General features: G+C 68.4%; 17 protein-coding genes. 12 read left to right on the top strand and 5 right to left on the bottom strand.

The window, feature by feature from the left end:
- Positions 1-69 precede the first annotated feature (69 nt).
- From HUO13_RS27215 to HUO13_RS27180, 8 genes are all read left to right on the top strand, one after another.
- A complete protein-coding gene (locus HUO13_RS27215) occupies positions 70-369 on the top strand; it encodes a hypothetical protein (RefSeq protein ID WP_211897872.1) in 300 nt (99 codons plus the stop codon).
- The gene (locus tag HUO13_RS27210) at positions 366-1,463 is read left to right on the top strand and encodes a serine/threonine-protein kinase (protein WP_211897871.1); all 1,098 of its coding nucleotides are present in this window, start codon (positions 366-368) and stop codon (positions 1,461-1,463) included. The genes HUO13_RS27215 and HUO13_RS27210 overlap by 4 nt, the downstream gene beginning before the upstream one ends.
- Positions 1,463-3,025 (top strand): hypothetical protein, encoded by a 1,563-nt coding sequence (locus HUO13_RS27205; protein ID WP_211897870.1) that lies wholly within the window; start codon positions 1,463-1,465, stop codon positions 3,023-3,025. Before HUO13_RS27210 ends, HUO13_RS27205 begins: the two co-directional genes overlap by 1 nt.
- A gap of 326 nt (positions 3,026-3,351) precedes the next feature.
- A complete protein-coding gene (locus HUO13_RS27200) occupies positions 3,352-3,612 on the top strand; it encodes a hypothetical protein (RefSeq protein ID WP_211897869.1) in 261 nt (86 codons plus the stop codon).
- Positions 3,593-6,124: an Hsp70 family protein gene (locus tag HUO13_RS27195; protein WP_211897868.1), complete on the top strand. Its 2,532-nt coding sequence runs from the start codon at positions 3,593-3,595 to the stop codon at positions 6,122-6,124. Before HUO13_RS27200 ends, HUO13_RS27195 begins: the two co-directional genes overlap by 20 nt.
- Complete coding sequence (locus HUO13_RS27190) at positions 6,121-7,038, top strand: OmpA family protein (protein WP_211897867.1); 918 nt, start codon at positions 6,121-6,123, stop codon at positions 7,036-7,038. Before HUO13_RS27195 ends, HUO13_RS27190 begins: the two co-directional genes overlap by 4 nt.
- Positions 7,039-7,068: 30 nt before the next feature.
- Complete coding sequence (locus HUO13_RS27185) at positions 7,069-7,368, top strand: hypothetical protein (protein ID WP_211897866.1); 300 nt, start codon at positions 7,069-7,071, stop codon at positions 7,366-7,368.
- 297 nt (positions 7,369-7,665) lie between these two features.
- Positions 7,666-9,999: an ATP-binding protein gene (locus HUO13_RS27180; RefSeq protein WP_249124093.1), complete on the top strand. Its 2,334-nt coding sequence runs from the start codon at positions 7,666-7,668 to the stop codon at positions 9,997-9,999.
- Between the two features lie 7 nt (positions 10,000-10,006).
- On the opposite strand, the gene HUO13_RS27175 is transcribed toward HUO13_RS27180, so the two are convergent.
- Both HUO13_RS27175 and HUO13_RS27170 read right to left on the bottom strand, forming a co-directional pair.
- Positions 10,007-10,894 carry an alpha/beta fold hydrolase gene (locus HUO13_RS27175; RefSeq protein WP_211897864.1) on the bottom strand — a complete coding sequence of 296 codons (888 nt, stop codon included), beginning with the start codon at positions 10,892-10,894 and terminating at the stop codon, positions 10,007-10,009.
- A 194-nt stretch (positions 10,895-11,088) separates the two neighbouring features.
- The gene (locus HUO13_RS27170; protein ID WP_211897863.1) at positions 11,089-12,099 is read right to left on the bottom strand and encodes a helix-turn-helix transcriptional regulator; all 1,011 of its coding nucleotides are present in this window, start codon (positions 12,097-12,099) and stop codon (positions 11,089-11,091) included.
- Positions 12,100-12,289: 190 nt separating this feature from the next.
- Here HUO13_RS27170 and HUO13_RS27165 point away from each other — a divergent pair, with 190 nt between their 5' ends.
- Positions 12,290-13,183, top strand: a complete 894-nt coding sequence (locus HUO13_RS27165) for an LLM class F420-dependent oxidoreductase (RefSeq protein WP_211897862.1) — start codon at positions 12,290-12,292, stop codon at positions 13,181-13,183.
- Between the two features lie 325 nt (positions 13,184-13,508).
- Positions 13,509-14,051, top strand: coding sequence for a GntR family transcriptional regulator (locus HUO13_RS27160; RefSeq protein WP_211903187.1), 543 nt, complete (start codon positions 13,509-13,511; stop codon positions 14,049-14,051).
- Between the two features lie 280 nt (positions 14,052-14,331).
- Here HUO13_RS27160 and HUO13_RS27155 read toward each other — a convergent pair whose 3' ends face one another.
- Positions 14,332-15,063 carry a class I SAM-dependent methyltransferase gene (locus HUO13_RS27155; protein ID WP_211897861.1) on the bottom strand — a complete coding sequence of 244 codons (732 nt, stop codon included), beginning with the start codon at positions 15,061-15,063 and terminating at the stop codon, positions 14,332-14,334.
- A gap of 96 nt (positions 15,064-15,159) precedes the next feature.
- Here HUO13_RS27155 and HUO13_RS27150 point away from each other — a divergent pair, with 96 nt between their 5' ends.
- Entirely contained in the window at positions 15,160-15,801 is a 642-nt protein-coding gene (locus HUO13_RS27150) for a TetR/AcrR family transcriptional regulator (RefSeq protein ID WP_211897860.1), read from the top strand.
- 189 nt (positions 15,802-15,990) lie between these two features.
- Here HUO13_RS27150 and HUO13_RS27145 read toward each other — a convergent pair whose 3' ends face one another.
- Complete coding sequence (locus tag HUO13_RS27145; protein WP_211897859.1) at positions 15,991-17,193, bottom strand: site-2 protease family protein; 1,203 nt, start codon at positions 17,191-17,193, stop codon at positions 15,991-15,993.
- A gap of 47 nt (positions 17,194-17,240) precedes the next feature.
- A complete protein-coding gene (locus tag HUO13_RS38175; RefSeq protein ID WP_282974766.1) occupies positions 17,241-17,990 on the bottom strand; it encodes an amino acid permease in 750 nt (249 codons plus the stop codon).
- Here HUO13_RS38175 and HUO13_RS27135 point away from each other — a divergent pair.
- Positions 17,947-18,552: a TetR/AcrR family transcriptional regulator gene (locus tag HUO13_RS27135; RefSeq protein WP_211897857.1), complete on the top strand. Its 606-nt coding sequence runs from the start codon at positions 17,947-17,949 to the stop codon at positions 18,550-18,552. The genes HUO13_RS38175 and HUO13_RS27135 overlap by 44 nt on opposite strands.
- The last annotated feature ends 13 nt before the right edge of the window (positions 18,553-18,565 follow it).

Genomic DNA, 18,565 nt, shown 5'->3' with positions numbered 1-18,565 from the left:
GAAGACGTCCCCGCTTCGCAGGCCTCCGTACCAAGCCCGCCCCCGGCCGAGCCGAGCCCACCCCCGGCGGTGCCGAGTACGAACGTCGCGGACTGCTTCGACGCCGAGTGCACGCTCGCGGTGACCGGGCCGATCACCATTCCGCTCGACAGGGCCCGCTTCTACTACCCGGAGCTGTCCGTCGTGTCCGTCACGCCGGAGGGACTGACGTATCGCGTCGACTACCCGCACGGTGGCGGTGCGGAACAGGGTATGGGGCCGGGCGGAGGTTCCGGGTTCGGCTTCAGGGACTTCCCCATGGTCGAGGTGAAGCTGGAGTCGATCAACGACGGGACTGCGGTACTCGTTCTCCGTTCCGCACCGCAGTGAGGCTGCTGGAGGACGGCCAGCGTGTGGGGGACACCTACGACGTCGAGCGCTTCCTCGGTGAGGGCGCGTTCGCCGAGGTCTACCGGGTTCGCCACGAGATCTTCGGCCGCCAGGCGATGAAGGTGTTCAAGCGGGCGGGCACGGCGGGGGAGATCAAGACCATGCTCGACGAGGCCATCATGCTGACACGAATCGGCCACCCGAACATCATCCGGGTGTTCCACGCGGGCACGGTTCCCACCGCGCACGGCACGACCGGCTACTTCACCATGGAGTACGTCGCAGGTGGCAGCTTGCAGCGATTCTGGGTCTCCCACCGCGAGCAGTTCGTGCCGGTCGACGACTCCGCCCGCATCCTGCACCAGGTCTCCGAGGGCCTGGCGGTCGCCCACTCGTCAGTGCCGGCCATCATCCACCGCGACATCACGCCGCAGAACATCCTGATCGGCTACGACGCCGCGGGGCTGCGCTCCAGGCTGAGCGACTTCGGTCTGGCCAGGAGCGTCAACCCGATGACTTCCCTGGCCAGCACGAAGGGCACGTTGGCGTTCAAGGCGCCGGAGTCGCTGCTCAACTGGAAGGGCGACTCGCCGGCCGGCGACGTGTGGGCTCTCGGCACGATCGCCTACCTGCTGCTCACCGACACGCTGCCCTTCGACGACGGGGGGCCGACGTCGTACTTCGGCGCGCGACGCCGGAGCCCGCCGCGCCCGCCGCACGAGTTCAACGGCGAGGTCGATGACGAGCTCGAGCGGATCGTGCTGCGCGCGCTCGATCCGGATCCGGCCGCTAGGACGCCGGACGCCGGCGCGCTCGCCGCCGAATTGGGGCGGTGGCGAGCCGACCGAGGCCGGCAGGACGCGAAGCAGGCGGTCGATCTGCCGCGGACCTCGAAAAGCGTGCTGGGCAACCACCCCGCGGCCGACGAGGCGGAAGCGGAGCGGTTGGTGGAGCAGGCGAAGGCGATGGCCAGGCAGGCGAGCACGCTCGCCGAGGCGCCGGACCTGATGGAGGAAGCGTTCAACAAGTCCCCGAAGCTGCGTGCCGCGCACGAGCACCGGCTTCGGTTGTGGCGCAAGGGGGTGCTGAGCTGATGGAAGGCCACAGCCTGGTGCGGTCCAAGGACGACGAGCTCGACGAGGTCCTGCGTGGACTGGGTGGAGCGCGGTTGTACCGCAACAACATCTTCAGGCTGACCGGGCTGCCGGTCACCGCGTCGACGACGCAGGTCAGGCGCCGCCGGGAAGAGGCCGCGCTGACGGCACGGCTGGGCACGCCGCTCTCCGCGCCCGGTGAGCTCCCGCTCACGCCGATGCCCGACTGGGACGCGGTCGACACCGCGTTCGAGTCGATGCGCAACCCCGTGCTGCGGTTGGTGCACGAGCTGTTGTGGCTGTGGGACGCCGGTGAGGAGGACCAGCACGACTACGCGGTGCGTCAGCACTGCGGTGTGATCGAGGGCGCGTCGCTGACCGCTCCCGGCCGGCCGGACATGGCCAACGACCCGCTCGGGCAGCAGTGGCTCGTGGCGCTGCAGGCATGGGCCCAGGTGCTCTCCGGTGAGCAGATCTGGGATCGCGCGAGGCAGCGGGTGAAGGAGATCGACGACCCCCGCCTGACCACCGGCACCGTCCGGCGCCTGCGCCACCGACTGCCGAGGCACATCGTGGACGTGCACCTGGCGCTCGCGGTCAGAGCGGCCGAGGAACTCGGTGCGGAGGCCGCGGACCGGCACATGTGGCTGCTCGACGAGTCGACGTTCGACGACGACCTCATCGACGCGGCGCTGCGTGACGCGGTGCGGCCGGCGGAGGAACGGGTACGCGCCGCCTGCGAAGCCGCCAACCGCGTCACGGAGACCGCACCACGGGACGCGATCGACGCGGGCCACGTCCTGCTGGAGCAGACCGCGGCACCACTGCGGACCATCGCCGGAATGCTCAGCGGCGACGACCCCGTCACCGCCGCCACCCATGACGAGGTGGCCAGGTCGCTGAACCTGTGCGCGGTGGCCCACCACAACGAGACCGACGCCCGTGGACCGGCGCTGGGCGTGCTGTCCTCGGCCAGAGCGCTGGCTCGCGAGTCCACGACGATCGAGCTCATCGACCGCAATACCACGGTGATCGCCGAGAAGCGTGTGCTGAGCGAGATCGACGACCTCTGCAAGGCCGGGAAGGTCAACACGGCAGCCGACCGGCTCCGCGCGTGGCGTCGGCACGCCGACGACGAGCCGCTGCGGCAGCACATCGACGCGGTGCTCGCCAATCCCGCAGCGTTGCTCACACCGCCGAAAGGCCTACCCGTACAAGGCTCGTTCTTCGGGTGGGGCGCCTACCTGATGGGCCGGCGGGAGACGACGGAGCCCGGCAAGTTCCTCACGACCCACTACCTCACCGTGTTCTTCATCCCTGTCTTTCCGATGGCGGTCTACCTGCGGGACGCGATGTATGTCTACGGGAAGGTGCCGATGAGCATGCCGGCCAGGTGGTGGCGCCTGGTGGCACTCCTGCTGGTCGCCGCCGCTGTCACGCAACCGTTCCAGGACTTGCCGCGGCTGCTGGTCTTCCTCGCGATCGTGGCCGGGGCCGCCGCCGTACTCGGCCTGCGCCGGTACCGGCTGAACGAATGGGCCGCCGCGCAGGCGGACGGCTGAGGAGGAACGAGTTGTCCAGCTTTCGTCAACGGGCCCGGCAGCGGCGCTTTCCGCCCGAGTTCCGCATCCCAGCACCGCAGGACCACCCGACAACCTCAGCGCGGGAACCGGAACCTGCAGGCGTACCTGAACCTGCAGGCGTACCTGAACCTGCAGGCGTACCGGAACCGGCGCGAGTACCGGAACCGGCGCGAGATACGGAATCGCCACCGGAACCGGTGTTTGAACCGTCCGACTTGGACGACACCACGATCGCCGAAGTCGCCACCAGGATGTGGCGCGTGCTCAGGAGGTTCAGCGCCGACGGCGAGTCCAAGGTGCAACGTATGGCGACGAGAGACCTCACGGCCATGTCCGAACGGCTGAGCAAGGCCGGAGTCCGCGTGCAGAACCACGACGGCGTCCCGTGGGACCCCGGCATGTCGTTGAAAGCCATCGCCTACGAGCCGCGGTCGAACCTGGATCGGGAAACCGTGGTGGAGACCGAACGGCCGACGGTCTACCGCGGCGGACGGTGCATCCAGTTCGGCCACGTGATCGTCGGAGTACCGGAGAAGGGACAGGACAGTGGCACGGGACAACATTGACTTCGGTATCGACCTCGGCACCACCACCAGCATCATCGCCGCGGCGACCGCCGACGACGCGACCGTGGTCCGCAACAACCGCCAGGCCGAGCACACGCCGTCCGCGGTCTACGTCAGCCGATCGAACAAGGTGCTCGTCGGCCAGCCCGCGAAAGACCGGGTGGAGGAGGACCCCGACAACGCGTGCGCGGAGTTCAAGCTCCAGATGGGCAGACGGGACGCGCACAAGACCTTCACGGCCTCCGGCCGGAGCATGACCCCGGAGGAACTGTCCGCCGAGGTGCTCAAGTCGCTGCGTGGTGACGTGCAGCATGCCATGGGCGAAAGCATCGGCGCCGCGGTCATCACCGTTCCGGCGGCCTTCGAGCTCGACCAGTGCGACGCCACCCGCAAGGCCGCCGAGCTCGCCGGCCTCGGATTCGCGCCGCTCATCCAGGAGCCGAGCGCGGCGGCGTGGGCCTACAGCACGCACCTCAAGACCGATCGCGGTTTCTGGCTCGTGTACGACTTCGGCGGCGGCACCTTCGACGCCGCGATCGTCAAGGTGTCCGACGGCGAGTTCAGCACCATCAACCACGCCGGCGACAACTTCCTCGGCGGCAAGCTGATCGACTGGGGCCTGGTGGAGGGCTTGCTGGTTCCCGCGGTGCGCGACGAGTTCGACCTGCCGGACCTGGACCGCGGCCACCGGAAGTCGGCGGGCAACATCGCGAAGCTCAAAGCGGCGGCGGAGTACGCGAAGATCGAGCTGTCGCGAGCGGAGAGCTCCGAGATCAGCGTGCGGCTCAACGACGCCGACGGGACGCCCGCGTTCGACTTCGAGTTCGAGCTGACCAGGGGGCACGTCGAGCGGATCGCACTGCCGCTCTACCAGCGATCGATCGCCCTGTGCCGCAAGGCGATCGCCGAATCCGGTCTGGCCCCGGGCGACATCGAGCGGGTACTGCTCGTCGGTGGCACCACGATCGCGCCGGCATTGCGCGAGCTGCTCGCGGATCCCGCTGAGGGCCTGGGCATCCCGCTGGACCACAGCCTCGACCCCGTCACGGTCGTCGCCAGAGGGGCCGCGATCTTCGCCGGCACCCAGCGCATGCCGGCCCGGCCGGAGCGTGCGGAGCAAGCACTGAGCGAGGGCCGCGTGGTGCTCAAGCTGCAGTACCCGTCGGCGGGCTCGGACACCGAGCCCCTGGTGGGTGGTCTTCCACCACGCACCACCCAACAACAGGACTGGACCGGCGCCACCATCGAGTTCGTCCACCCGGACGGCACACCGCCGTGGCGCAGTGGCCGGATCCCGCTCACCCCGGAAGGCACGTTCGCCACCCGGCTACGTGCCGACGAGCAGACCGTCAACACCTACGACATCGAGCTCCGGGACGCTCAGGGCACCCTGGTGACCACCGATCCGGAACGGATCTCCTACCGGCACACCTCGAAGATGGGAACCGCGCCGACGCTCAGCCACTCCATCGGTGTCGCCCTGGACAACAACGAGGTGCTGTGGCTGGTGCGCAAGGGAGCCGAGCTCCCGGCCAAGGCCAGGGCGATCCTGTACTCGACGGTGACGGTGCGGCGCAACGAGCGCACCGGCCTGATCCGGGTGCCCCTGGTGGAGGGTGAGCGGTCGAAGGGCGACCGCAACATGCTGATCGGCCAGCTGGACCTCGTGCCGACCCAGGTCGGCCGCGACGTGCCGGCCGGCAGCGAGGTCGAGGTCGCGCTGCAGATCGACACCAGCTTCACTCCGCGTGCCGACGCCTACGTGCCGCTGCTCGACGAGGATTTCCAGATCCAGGTCGAGCTCGGCCGAGCCGGGTCGGGCACCGACCTGCCCGGGGCGGCGGAGGATCTGGCCGACCGGTTCGACGAGCTGGCCGAGCGGCTCGAGAAGCTGCGGTTCAGCGACGTGGACGCGAGTGAGGCGATCGGGCTGGTCGACCGGTTCCGCGCCGACGACGTCCTGGCCGACGTCCAGCGGCTCGCCGACGCGGCCGGCGTCGACCCGGACGCCGCGTCGACGTGCGAGAACCGGCTGCGCGACGCGCAGACGGCGCTGGACGACATCGAAGCGGCACTGGTGTTCCCGGAGCTGGCCGCCGAGGGGCGTTCGATGGTGGAGGGCGCGCGAGGGCTCATCGACCAGTCGGGCGCCGCCCGGCACCGGACCGCGCTGCACAACGCCGAAAGAGCCATGGAGGCGGCGATCGCCTCGGGCGATCGCACGGTGCTGCAACGCCAGATCGAGGTGATGAGGGACATCGTCCGTGAGGTGCTGCGGGACAGCGGCCAGCTCGCCGCCGTGATCTTCGTCGGGCGGGAGGGGAACCTCGCGGACAACCCCGACCCACGTGTGCAGGAACTGCTCCAGCAGGGCAGGCGAGCGCTGGAGACCGGCGACGTCGCACTGCTCACCAGCGTCAACGCCCAGCTGGCGAAGGCGGCACCGGACACCGCAGGGGACGCGGGCGCCGCGGGCGGACTCGGCAGCACGGTCAGGGCGGGTGACCAGTGAGCAAGGAACTGACCACCTCCCCGGGCCTCGCCCATGCCGCCGAGCTGGCCAGGAACGGTGAGTACACCCACGCCGTGCAGATGCTGCGGGAGCTGGGTGGCCGCGGCAGCACCGACCCCGTGGTGCTGGACCTGCTCGCGCGGATCCACGCGCAGCGCGGCGAGCTGTTCGACGCCGACGAATGCTGGGCGCTGGCGCTGCGGCTGGACCCCGACTTCGCCCCGGCGCGCGCGGGTCGGCAGCGGATCGCGGCGCTCGTGGCCCGCCGGATGCGGCCGCGCACCGGCCGAGTCGCGTTGACCGCGGTGCTGACCGCGGTGGTGGTCACCGGCGCCGGCGTGGGCACGCTGATCGCGGAAACGGCCGGCCCGGACCCGGCAGTGCTCGCTGGTCTCGACGACGTCCAGAACAGCCAGCGCGAGCAGGCGGAACGCCTCGACCGCATCGACGACCAGCTCGACCAGACCGCGTTGCGGAAGCAGCGGACGCTCGACAACCTCAACACGACCCTCGCGGGCAACCCCGAGTTCATCGCGCGCGCGGACGCGGACGCGGTGGTCGTCACATTCCCCGCCGGCGTGTTCCGCACAGGGGTGTCGTTGTCGGACACCGGCTCCGAGGCGCTGGGGAACCTCGCTCAGCGACTCAGCTCCTTCGCCACCGACATGTCGATCACCGTGGTGGGACACACCGTGGACGCGCGTGTAGCCGGCAGTCCCGACTACACGACCAACGCGGAACTCGGCCTGGCCCGCGCGACGACCGCCGCAGAGCGGATGTCCGAGGCAAGCGGCCTGCCGCTGTCGGCGTTTTCGCTGTCCAGCTCCGGTGCGGTCAACCCACCGTTCCCCAACACGACACCGGATGGCCGGGCGCGGAACCGGACCGTGACGGTCGTGGTGCGCCCCCGCTAGCAGCGGCAACGACACGAGCGAGAGGCTCTCATGACCAGGAAGACGATCATTCCCCTTGCCGCGGCGCTGGTACTGGTGGCCGGCTGCTCCCCGCAACTCGAGGACCGCGGTGGGGAGGAGGGCGCGCCGCCGGACTTCATCGGCGACGTCGACTACGTCGAGGTCTACCGCAACGCCGACGACTTTCCGAACGTGGCACGGGTGTGCGTTCGCGGGCTCGCGTTCGCCACGACCTCGACCGGTCGCGGCCATGAGTCCGTTGGAGCCACCCCGATCATCCGGGTCGCCGAGTGGGACGACTTCTGCCGCAACAGGGTGGCCCACCCATGAGAGACCGCCGTTGCATCGGGAGGTGGTACACGTGGGGCTGGACATCCGTCCGTCACCGATGGGTTCGTAGTGGCTGATGAGACATGAGGGTGTTCCGGCCGGTCCGGAAACAAGCGAAGGTCGTCGGACGCCGACACGCATGGATCGCGCAACTGTGCGAGTCGGCTGCCTCGCAAGGGCTGGAGGCGGCCTCGGGCCGGCCTGGACAGCCGGAGCGGCGGCTTGCGAAACTGCTGCACGCGGGTGTGCAAGCCGTGGGAAGTAGAGTTGGTTATGGCGCCAGCTCAGCGCAGTGCGGTGTCGACCTCTTTGCCTTCTCAGAAGGGCAACCTGCCCGTCGACATCACGACTTTCGTAGGACGTCGACGTGAAGTCACCGACGTCAAGCAGTTGCTGTCCTCGTCACGGTTGGTGACGCTCACCGGTCCGGGCGGTGTGGGCAAGACTCGCCTGGCTCTGCAGTCCGCCAGGAACGTGCGGCGGGCGTTTCCCCACGGAGTGTGGGTGGTCGAGCTGGGTGCACTGCGGCAGCCCGGCCTCGTGGTCGAGGCCGCCGCCGCAACGCTGGGTATCGAAGGGCGTTCATCCCGGGGGCTGATCGACCAGCTGTCGGACTACGTTTGCGACAAGCACCTGCTGCTGGTGCTCGACAACTGCGAACACGTGCTCGACAGCTGTGCGCTCCTCGCGGACCACTTGCTGCGGACGGCTCCGCGCCTCACGATTCTCGTCACGAGTCGTGAAGCACTCAACATCACAGGGGAGACCTTCTACCCGGTCCTGCCGATGTCACTGCCTGATCCGGAATCCCCACTGCCCTCAGCACAGATGCTCAGCCGATACGAAGCGGTCGCCCTGTTCACGGAACGGGCGAAGTCGATTCGGCCCGGCTTCACGGTCGACGACGACAACGCGGCCACCGTGGTGCAGTTGTGCCGGCGCCTCGACGGGATGCCGCTGGCGATCGAGCTGGCGGCGGCACGGCTGCAGGGCTTGTCGGTGGAGCAGGTCGTACAACGGCTCGACGACCGGTACCGCCTGCTCACTGCCGGTAGCCGGGCGGCGCTGCCGCAGCAGCAGACCCTTCGTGCGCTGATCGACTGGAGCTACGATCTGTGCACCCCTGCCGAACGCGTCCTGTGGGCGCGGCTGTCGGTCTTCGCGGGCACGTTCGACCTCGCGGCAGCCGAAACCGTGTGTGCTGGTGACGGCATCGAGACCAACGAGGTCGCCGAACTGGTGGTGGGGCTGGTCACCAAGTCCGTACTACTGCTGGAAAAGGATTCTCCGCAGCCGCGTTACCGGCTTCTGGAGACCATCCGCCAGTACGGTGCCGAACAGCTCGCCTCCCTTGGCGACGTTGCCACACCCCGCCGTCACCGCGACTACTTCGCCAACTTCGTCGCCGAAGCGGAGCGGGGCCTGTTCACCCCCGACCAGGTACGACTGTTGCGACAGCTCCACAGCGAGCACCTCAACCTCCGGGCGATGCTGGAGTTCTCCGTGACGACGCCGGGGGAAGCACACACCGGTCTCGCCGCCGCGGCCGCCCTCTGGCAGTACTGGCCCTCGTCAGGCTCTCTCCGCGAAGGACGGCGTTGGCTCGACGGTCTGCTGGCGATGTCTCCCGAAGCAACGGAGCAGCGCGCGTGGGGCCTGTCGGTCACGGCATGGCTGGCCATCCTGCAAGGTGACCTCACCAGTGCCGCTGACCGGCTGGACGAGGCCCGAAGGCTCGGCCAAGAACTGGACGACCGCAGGACGCTCGGCTATGTCGCGCTTTTCTCCGGCATCATCACCGCTCTGCACGGCGATCCACAACGCGCGACGTCGCTCTACGAGGAAGCGCTCACGCACCACCGAGTCGTCCACGAGCCGATCGGCATCGCCATGGCTCTGTACCGGTCGGCGCTCATCGCGTTCCTGGAGGGCGACAGCCAAGAGGTGCACGCCCGATGCGACGAGTGCTGCTCCCTCTGCGACACCTACCACGAACGCTGGTGGAAGGCGTACGCGTTGTGGGTGCTGGGCCTTCAGGTATGGCGCGACGGCGACCCGCAGCGAGCGATCGCCGTCCAAACCGACGCCGTGCGCGGGTTTCACGAAGTCAACGATTTCCTTGGCACAGCCGTGTCGATGGAGGCCGTCGCGTGGGTCGCAGCCGAAGGCCCACGCGACGAAGCCTGCCGTGCGGCCACCTTGCTCGGCGCGGCCGACACCCTCTGGCAGGCCCTCGGTACCCCACTGGCGGAGTTCACCTACCTGAGCAGCTACCGCCGGGACTGCGAAAGGGCTGCGCGACGAACCTGCGGGCCCAATGCCTACGAGTCCGCATTCGACGACGGTAGACACCTCGACCTCGATGACGCCGTGCGCATCGCCCTCGGTGATGCCCCGCAGCGGGCAGAACGGACCACTCCGCAGAACGAGTGGTCCCTGCTCACGCCCAGGGAACGCGAAATCGCCGCGTTGACCACCCAAGGACTCAGCAACAAGGAGATCTCCGCTCGCCTGGTCATCTCCCAGCGCACCGCGGAAGCCCACATCGAGCACATCCTCGTCAAGCTCGGATTCACTTCGCGGAACCAGATCGCCGCATGGGCGGCAGAACACCAGCCGACCAAGGACTGAAGTCGGGTCAGGCCCAGCGCTTCATGAACTCGATCGCCGCGGAGTCGACCTCCGCGGGGTTCGAGGCGCTGAGGAAGTGCTGCCCACCCGTGATGGCTTGCAGGTGCGCCTCGGGGGAGCGGGTGAACAGCTGGATTTCTTCCTGGGCGTTCGCCACGGAGTACACCTGGTCCGCGGTGCCGTGCAACCACAGGACGGGGCAGCGGATTTCGTCGAGTCGGCCGTGGAGCCCGTCGCGGTCCCGCAGGTTCACCGTGCTGACGCGCAGGCGGTGGCGTCCGGCGTCACCGGCGTAGTTCGCACGGTAGGTGGCGAGCCAGAACGCGCGTTCCTCGGCCGTCAGGCCGCCCATGGCCGTGTTGAACACGCCGTCTACGAACTCGTCCGGCACGACCCAGTCCTCGCCGACCGGGTCGGCGAGGGCGTCGATGGTTGGCGTGTTGAACTCGATCCCGTCCCAGCACCCCAGGTCGCGGCTGCGCGGGCTCTCGAAGTCCATCGACGTGCCGAGCGGGATGAGGCCCTTCACGACATCCGGGGCGAGCAGCGCCATGCGGGCCGCCACCCAGCCGCCCTGCGAGGTCCCCAGCACGAACGCCTCGTCGATCCCGAGGGCCGCGAGGACCCGCAGGTTCGCGATCGCGCTGTCCCAGTAGGTGAAGTGCTGGTACGTCGACCTCGTGCGGCCGTGGCCGTAGGGCTCCAGGGCGAGCAGGTTGGCCGCGGACCCGAGCGCCGGATCGGCGAACTGCGCCCGGTACAGCTCGGCCGAGGTGGTGTAGGAGTTGATCAGGACCAGCGTCGGCAGCGCGGGGTCGTACGGCCTGCCGAACGTGTACCCGACGGTCGACCCGCCCAGGTGCGGAATCTCGACGGTCTCCTCGATCTTGCTCACGGATTGCTCCTCCATCTGTACAGGGGAAATCTCTGAGGGCTGGCGTTGGCATTGCAGGATGTCGACGGCGGCGAGTCTAGGTTTGGTTTCCGCCTTGGCGACATCGGTCAACTGACGTATGTGGCAGGCACTGCTGATGTTTTGAGCAGCCTTACGGCGGTCAGCGCGCCCTGCCAAGGTTGCCCAGCTGCAGGTCAGAGCAATGAATGAGCGCTGCGTTGAATCAAGCACAGACCTTCCCGAATGGCCAGCGCAGCTACCTCCGCACGGGACGCCACTGCGAGCTTCGCCAGGATGTGCTCGACATGGGTCGAGACCGTGCGCCGGCTTACGACAAGGGCATCGGCGATCTCGGGGTTGCTGGCGCCGACGGCAAGGAGCGTGACGATCTGCAGTTCTCGCATGGTGAGGTCGTAGGGTGCGGTCGTCTCCCGCTCGGCCACGAGCACCGTTGTTCCCGCGCATCGGGTCAGATCGATCCGGTGGAGCGTCCCGGCCCCGTCGATCCAGAGGTAGCGGCCGTCCCTGTGCGGAACCGACGTCAGAAGCAGCGGCCACAACTGGCCGTCTGATCGGAGGATCGGACCGACGTCACGGCCGGGAATGCGTTGCTCGAGACCGGCGCCGATCAATGCGACGTGCGCGTCGCCATACACCTCGTCCGCGAGAACGCGGTAAGGCTGCAAGAGATTGCTGGCCCCGGCAAGAAGCGGACGGAATTGCTCAACGGTTCGACGCCTGTCGTCCGTGGCCGCACGGGACGCACTCCAGTTCATATGAACGGCGCCAACATGAGAACCGTCAGGTAACGACAAACAGGCAGTGAGACCTTCATGGAATCCGGCGGGGATCAGGTGTTGCTCAGCGATGGACGTCACGGCAAACCGGATGTTCCAGTCACGCGCAAGATCCGACCAGCGCAGCGCCGAACCGACCGTGTTGCGAACCAGGCGGAAACCCGGATTCTCCGCGTCCGGAACAAAGTCGCCCAAAAGCCGCCCGAGTGCTGTGTCCGAGTAGCCGTCGGCGGCGAGCAACTCGTGCTGCGGACTCGACGCGAACGGGTTCGACGCCGTCAACATCACCGCGTCGCATCTGACGAGGTCGCGTAGCAGGTGGACGAGTTGCTCGGCTCGCTCGAGAACGCTGGCGGACGCGACTGGCGACATGAAACCGTTGGCGCTCTCGCGCGAGAACGAGTTCATGATGCATCTCCTCGCCTTGTCGGAGCGGCGTGTAGGTTACTCCAGCTGAGGCTGGCCGGACGCGGTACCCGGGTTGACTGCACTAATCCCTCGGTGTCTATCAAGTGAGCCGAACGAGGGGAGACCGCCGCCACGATGTGAGACCTGTTGATCATGCGCGTCTGCGGCAGGCGCCGGTAGTGTCGGTGGCATGGCTCAGATCAACTTCGGTTCTCGTGTCGGTGTTTGGTGGACCAGCGACGCATGGTCGATCAACGACGTGATCGCCCGTGCCCGCGAGATCGAGCAGCTCGGCTATGCCTCGTTGTTCTACGGCGAGGCCGGCGGCAAGGAGACCTTCACCCAGGCCGCCGCGCTGCTGGGCGGCACCGAGCGGCTGGTGGTGGGCACCGGCATCGCCAACATCCATGCGCGCAGCGCCCCCGCCAGCGAATCCGGTGCCCGCACGCTCGGGGCGCTGCATCCGGGCCGGTTCGTGCTCGGGCTGGGTGTCAGCCACGCCCCGCTCGTGCAGCGCAGCTACGCCGGCTCCTACTCCAAGCCGCTGAGCACCATGCGCGAGTACCTGCAGGCCATGGACTCGGTCCCGCCCGAGATCGAACCGGGCGAGCAGCGCCCTGCCCGACTGCTGGCCGCGCTGGGCCCGAAGATGATCGAGCTGTCCGGCAGCGCCGCCGACGGAGCCCACCCCTACCTGGTGACCCCGGAGCAGACCGCGCACACCCGCCAACTGCTCGGCCCCGACAAATGGGTCGTCAGCGAGCAAGCGGTCGCGCTCACCACCGACCAAGAGACCGGGCTACGCCGCGCGCACCAGCACCTGCACATCTACTCGCAGCTGCCGAACTACCAGAAGTCCTGGCTGCGCCAGGGCTTCGACGAGTCCGACCTGGTCGTCGGCGGCTCGGACAAGCTCGCCGAACACATGGTCGCCATCGGTGACACCGAAGCGGTCGCCGCGCACGTCCAGCGGCACCTGGACGCGGGCGCCGACCACGTACTCGTCCAAGCCCTCGGCGACGACCCCACCGCCGACCCACTACCCGCACTGCGCGAACTCGCCCCCGCCCTCGGCCTGAGCTGAACACGCCCGAACCAGTCCCGCGACTCCCGCGGCACACACGGGCCATGCGCACGCCCGCACCGGTCCGGCTCGACGGTCGTCATCGGCGGCTGTCGGCGGGTACCGATGTCCGCACGCGTCGGGCGTCTGCTTGGGCCTGCGGTTCCCTGTTGCTGCGCATAGGGCACTGGTTGGGCGCCACTGGGGTCAAGGGGCCGTGGGTTCGACTCCCGCAGTCCCGACGGTCGAAGGGTCTTCGCAGGTCAGAGGCTGTGACTGACGCCGACACCCAGGAGCCGGGAGCACGCGGCAGTTGACGTTTTCAGAAGGAACAGGGCAGTACGGGATGAGCCGCACGCCGATCCGCGAGGCGATGAACGCCCTCCGCCGCGAAGGGCTCGTGGTGGTCATCCCTCGGCGGGGCACGTTCGTGAAGGCCGTCGACATCGGGGAGCTTCAGGACACCTACCGCATGCGTGCCCTCCTCGAGCCCGAGGCCGCCGTCCTCGCGTCCCAGCGAGCGACCCCGGCTGAGTTGGACGCCCTCGCCGAACTGAGCGGCTCGACCGTCCGCACGGAGGACGGATCGGCCACGATGAACGAAGCGAACCGGCTCTTCCACGTCCGGATCGCGGAGCTGGCGCGAATCCCCGTGATGGCTCAGGCCATCAACGCCCTCCACGAGGAGATCGAACGCTTTTTGAACCTGCAGGGCGCGCTCGGCCACCCCTACACCGCCACCAACCATCATCGGCTCGTGGACATCATTCGCACCGAGTCCGCCGACGAGATCCGTGCGGTGGTGCGCTCGGGGATCGAGAAAGCCCGGGTGCACATGATCGAAACCCTGCTTGCACGATCCGACCTACCGGGAGTGGGGACACACTAGACGCGTCTCCTGGCACTCGAGCCGGACTTCGTGATCGGTGCTGGTGAGTGGGCTTTGGAGCAGCGAGTAGAAACTTTCCACGGCGGCGTGGTCGCCGGCGGATCCGACCGGACCCACGAGCCGCCGCGTGAGGCGCATGGATGAGGTTTGCGGCAAGGGCACTGTCTGCAACGCTCTATCGCCACGGCCCTGCTCTGCCGGTTCCAGGCGGCCGCATCCATCGGAGGCAGGGGAGTGGCCGCGCCGTTGTGGTCGATGACCGACAACGGCGCGGACGCGTTCAGATCCGTTCCACTGTCAGCTGCCAGATCGGCATCAGAAGCCGCCCCATGTCGTCGGTCTCCAGCGAGCTGGTGTCCAACGCGGAGAGGGCGCTTCGCTCCAGGAGGCCGTGGATCTCCTCGTGGGTGAGCGCGGTGTTGTAAACGCGACGCTGAAGCCGATGGATCGTCCACCCGTCGCTGAATGTCGCGCGCAGTTGGGCCTCGGTGTGGGGATGGATGGGCAGGCCCGCTGGCATCGCGTCCGAGAAGCACATCACGTGCAGCCGAGCTCCGGGTTCGCAGATCGCGTGGAGCGCGGAGACGTAGCTTCGTCGCGACTCCTCGTCCAGGCAGTGCAAGAGCGCGCTGTCCACAACCGTGCGGAACGGGCCTTCGACACCGTCCAGCGTGGTCGCGTCGGCCACGACGAACTCGACCTGCAAGCCGCGCTCGCGAGCCTTGCGCTGGTCTTCCTCGATCGCGGTGGAGGCCGCGTCGATCCCGGTGACCCGGTAGCCGCGTTCAGCGAGGAACAGCGCGTTCTCCCCGAGGCCGCATCCGGCGTCCAGCACGGGGCCGATGATCTCCCCGGCCTGTTCCAGCTCGACGACGATCGGCTGCGGCGCCTGGATGTCCCACGGAACCACGTCGAGAGTCGCGCCGGCCGCGCCCAGCGTCGCCTTCCCGTCTCGGTAGAGCTCCTCGAAGTCGTGAGTTCGCACCGCCGTGCCGTTGTCCTTTTCTGCCATGGGTGAGCCACCCTTCCACGCGTTTAATAGACGGTTGCGTTCACTACGCGAGTGTAGAACGAGGCCGTAAGGAACGCCAGCGGCTACAATCTGTGCATGGCCACGGACAACGCCTCGACGCCGCGCACCCGCCGTCGAGGAGAGGCACTGGAGACCGCGATCCACGCGGCGGTGCTGGCCGAACTGGACGAGGTCGGCTACGCGCGACTCACCGTGGAAGGCATCGCCGCCCGGGCCCGCACCGGCAAAGCCGCGCTGTACCGCCGCTGGTCGTCGAAGCAGGACATGGTCGTGGCCGCGCTGCGGCACACGCTCCCCGATCCGCAGGAGTTCGACCACCATTGCTCCACACGTGACAATCTGCTGGCAGCGCTGACGGTCATGGCCGAGGTCCTGGCCGGGCACCGAGCGTTTCCCGGGTTCGCGGTGTTCGGTGACGTCCTGCGTGAGCCCGCACTGCGAGTGGCCGTCGTGGAGAAACTGATCATGCCCCGGCTCGAGGCGATCGTGGCGATCGTGCGGCAAGGCGCGAGCAACGGCGAGATTGACCCGAGCGCCCCCGAAAGCCTGCTCGCGCGCACCGGCCCGGCGCTGATCCTCCAGCAGTTCATCCTCACCGGGGAGGCGCCCGACCAGGCTGAGATCGCCGGCATCGTCGACGACATCCTCATGCCCCTTCTCCGGCGGCCCACAACCACGGAAACGGACACGCCGGAGGCGCGTTCCCGTCAGCCGTAAGGACTTCTGACCGAATCCGGTGGCCGTCGCGGCCCGAGTCGTCCTCGGTGGAACTGCACTCCTTCGGGCCCACGCAGGGTGGGTGGTTCTTGCCGACGACGTCGGCGACCAGGCCAACCCGGTGGGCTGTAACGCCACCTCGTTCAGGACCGCGCGCAGTACTACGTGGGCCTGCGCTCGCGCACAGGATCAACGCCGGCGCTGGCCCGGGTACCACCAGTTCGGTGGCGGCGGGGTCCGTTCGGCCCCAGTGGTGGAGGCTCCGAGCACGGAGATGTGCAGTCCTCGTTCCGCGACCGTGCGGCTGATGTCCGATGGCGAGACGATCCCGAGGAGTTCGTGTCCGGCGAAGACCAGAACGTGCCCCTCGGCTGCCTCGTCCAGCCGGGGCAGTAGCGCAGTCAAAGGCTCCTCGGGCGCGGCGGTGGGGATGCGCTCCAGTGGCCACGCGACGTGGTGCAGCGTGCTCGTTGCCCGCTCCTGCTCGGGAACCGCGTTGACGTTGCGGACGGTGATCACGCCTTCGACCTGTCCGGCGGGGCCGAGGACCGGGCGGACGGCATGGCCGGCCGGGGTTGCGTACGCTCGCAGGAACTGCTCGACGGTCAAGTCTGCGTCGACCGCGTCGACGTGGGAGGACATCACGTCGCGCACGCGGATGTCAGCGAGCGCCGCGTTGGCTCGCGCCTGTCGTTCCTCTGCGATGGCCGCGGCGGCGATGAACATGCCGAGCAGCACCCACCACAGCCCGGCGGTCGACTGGATGATCAGTTGCACGATTCCGCCGAGGACCAGGAGGTAGCTGAGACCGAGTCCGGCGCGTGCCGACCACAGGGCGGCTCTGTGTCGGTCCCCGCGCCATCGCCAGAGCGCCGCGCGCAGCACTCGACCGCCGTCCAGGGGCGCCGCGGGCAGCAGGTTGAACAGCGCCAAGAGCAGGTTGAGCAGTGCCAGGTAGCCGAGGACCGCTACCACCAGCTCCGGCGTCCCGACCAGATGCGCGGTCCACGCCAACGCACCGAACGCGATCGCCAGCGCGGCGCTGGCGGTGGGGCCGACGATCGCGATGCGAAGGTCGGCACCCGGGCTTCTGGCTTCGTCGCGCAGTCGTGCGACGCCGCCGAGCAGCCACAGCGTGATGCCTTCGACCGCCACCCCGTTCCTGCGGGCCACGACGGCGTGGGCGAGTTCGTGCCCCATCAGCGAGCACACGAGCAGCCCCGCGGCGGCAATTCCGGCGACTGCGTAGGCGAGCTGGGAATGGCCTGGGTATACGGCCGGAAGCTGGTATGCGGCCAGACCGGCAGCCACCACCACGACGATGCCCGCGACACTCCAATGCAGCCCGACGCGGACACCCGCGATGCGTCCCAGCGGGATGGTTCCGTGCATGCCGGCACCTCGACTCAGCGGAGTCCAGCCCTGAACTTCAGTGTGCCTCAAACAGCGATGTGTGTGGGGATTCGCGAGCTGTCAGCAGCATCTGTTGAAGACTTACGACGCCCCCCAGTCCTGAGCTCTTGCGTGCACGGGACGGCTTCCCGTTCGCGGGCAGGTGCGGCAACCAGGCCGGCACGCCGCTGTGTCGCGGACCCGGCGCCGCTCGGCTCCGCGAACAGCGGCCCGCACACGGCCGCGGGCTCGAGAAAGATTTCGACGAGCGGCGCGGCCGAGGCTGTCGAGGCCGAGTCCGGGTCGGTGAAGGTCTGCCAGTCGGGATAGACCAGGTGCCCCACCCAGGACATGAGGACGAACAGCAGTCCGCAGAAGACCGTGCACAGGATGATCGCTCTCGGAATCGTCTTCCGCGGCTCCCGAGCCTCCTCGGAGAGCGTGGAGATCGCGTCGAAGCCCAAAAACGACAGGCAGAGGATGGCCGATCCGGCGACGATCGCGGTGTGGCGGGGTCGACGGTCGGGAAGGTGCGGCCGTCGAGCGCTGCGGTCAACCGGCCGCCGATGAAGCGGCGGTGCGTGGGGTGAGACCCGCGGCGGCCTCGCGCCACTGCTCGTGGGTGAACGCTGGCATGGCTCTCCTCGTGGACCAATAACTTTGAACGCAGATTCAAAACCTCGACAAAAGTAGCATGTTAATAGGCATGAATGGGATTGGAAAAATTGGATCAGAGCATCAATAATGGTGGACGTGACACGGACGAGGAGACAGCGGGCACGCCGGGAACAGTTCATCGACGCCGCGCTGCGCGCGATCAACGAACGCGGGCGCGACAACGTGCGCATCCGCGACATCGCCACGGAGGCGGGAGTGTCACCGGGTTCGGTGCTCTACCACTACCCGGAGCTGGCGGAGCTGATGTTCGACGTGCACCGCACGGTGGCCGACCGCTTCTACCGCCACCGGGCCGACACCGTCGACGCGGCCGGGGACGCGGAACGCAAGCTCGCCGCGGCCATCGAGACCGGCCTGCCCTCCGGGCGCGACGATGAGGTCGCCTGCGTGCTCTACGAGATGCACGGGCTGGCCGACCGCAGTTCCGCGCACGCCGCGCTCATGACCAGTCTCTACGACCGCGAGGTCGCGCTCTACGGCACGGTGCTGGAGGTCGGCCGCGCCGCGGGTCGGTTCACGCTTTCCCGGCCGGTGCGCGAGATCGCCGCGACACTGGTCGCGCTGGAGGACGGTCTCGGGCTGCACCTGATGAGCAACAACACCTCCATCGAGCGCAGTGCTGCCAAGCACTTGCTCACCGAGTACGCACGGGAGGCGACCGGCTGTGCGACCACCTCATGAACGGACGCGACCT

This window comes from Saccharopolyspora erythraea (assembly GCF_018141105.1).
Lineage (GTDB): Bacteria > Actinomycetota > Actinomycetes > Mycobacteriales > Pseudonocardiaceae > Saccharopolyspora_D > Saccharopolyspora_D erythraea_A.
This window is presented reverse-complemented; position numbering and strand designations above follow the sequence as displayed.

Coding starts and splice junctions, on each gene's coding strand:
- HUO13_RS38175 (WP_282974766.1), bottom strand. CDS start 17,990: ATGAACTGTTCCCGGCGTGCCCGCTGTCTCCTCGTCCGTGTCACGTCC.
- HUO13_RS27150 (WP_211897860.1), top strand. CDS start 15,160: ATGGCCACGGACAACGCCTCGACGCCGCGCACCCGCCGTCGAGGAGAG.
- HUO13_RS27155 (WP_211897861.1), bottom strand. CDS start 15,063: ATGGCAGAAAAGGACAACGGCACGGCGGTGCGAACTCACGACTTCGAG.
- HUO13_RS27200 (WP_211897869.1), top strand. CDS start 3,352: ATGGCGACGAGAGACCTCACGGCCATGTCCGAACGGCTGAGCAAGGCC.
- HUO13_RS27170 (WP_211897863.1), bottom strand. CDS start 12,099: ATGAACTCGTTCTCGCGCGAGAGCGCCAACGGTTTCATGTCGCCAGTC.
- HUO13_RS27165 (WP_211897862.1), top strand. CDS start 12,290: ATGGCTCAGATCAACTTCGGTTCTCGTGTCGGTGTTTGGTGGACCAGC.
- HUO13_RS27185 (WP_211897866.1), top strand. CDS start 7,069: ATGACCAGGAAGACGATCATTCCCCTTGCCGCGGCGCTGGTACTGGTG.
- HUO13_RS27160 (WP_211903187.1), top strand. CDS start 13,509: ATGAGCCGCACGCCGATCCGCGAGGCGATGAACGCCCTCCGCCGCGAA.
- HUO13_RS27205 (WP_211897870.1), top strand. CDS start 1,463: ATGGAAGGCCACAGCCTGGTGCGGTCCAAGGACGACGAGCTCGACGAG.
- HUO13_RS27145 (WP_211897859.1), bottom strand. CDS start 17,193: ATGCACGGAACCATCCCGCTGGGACGCATCGCGGGTGTCCGCGTCGGG.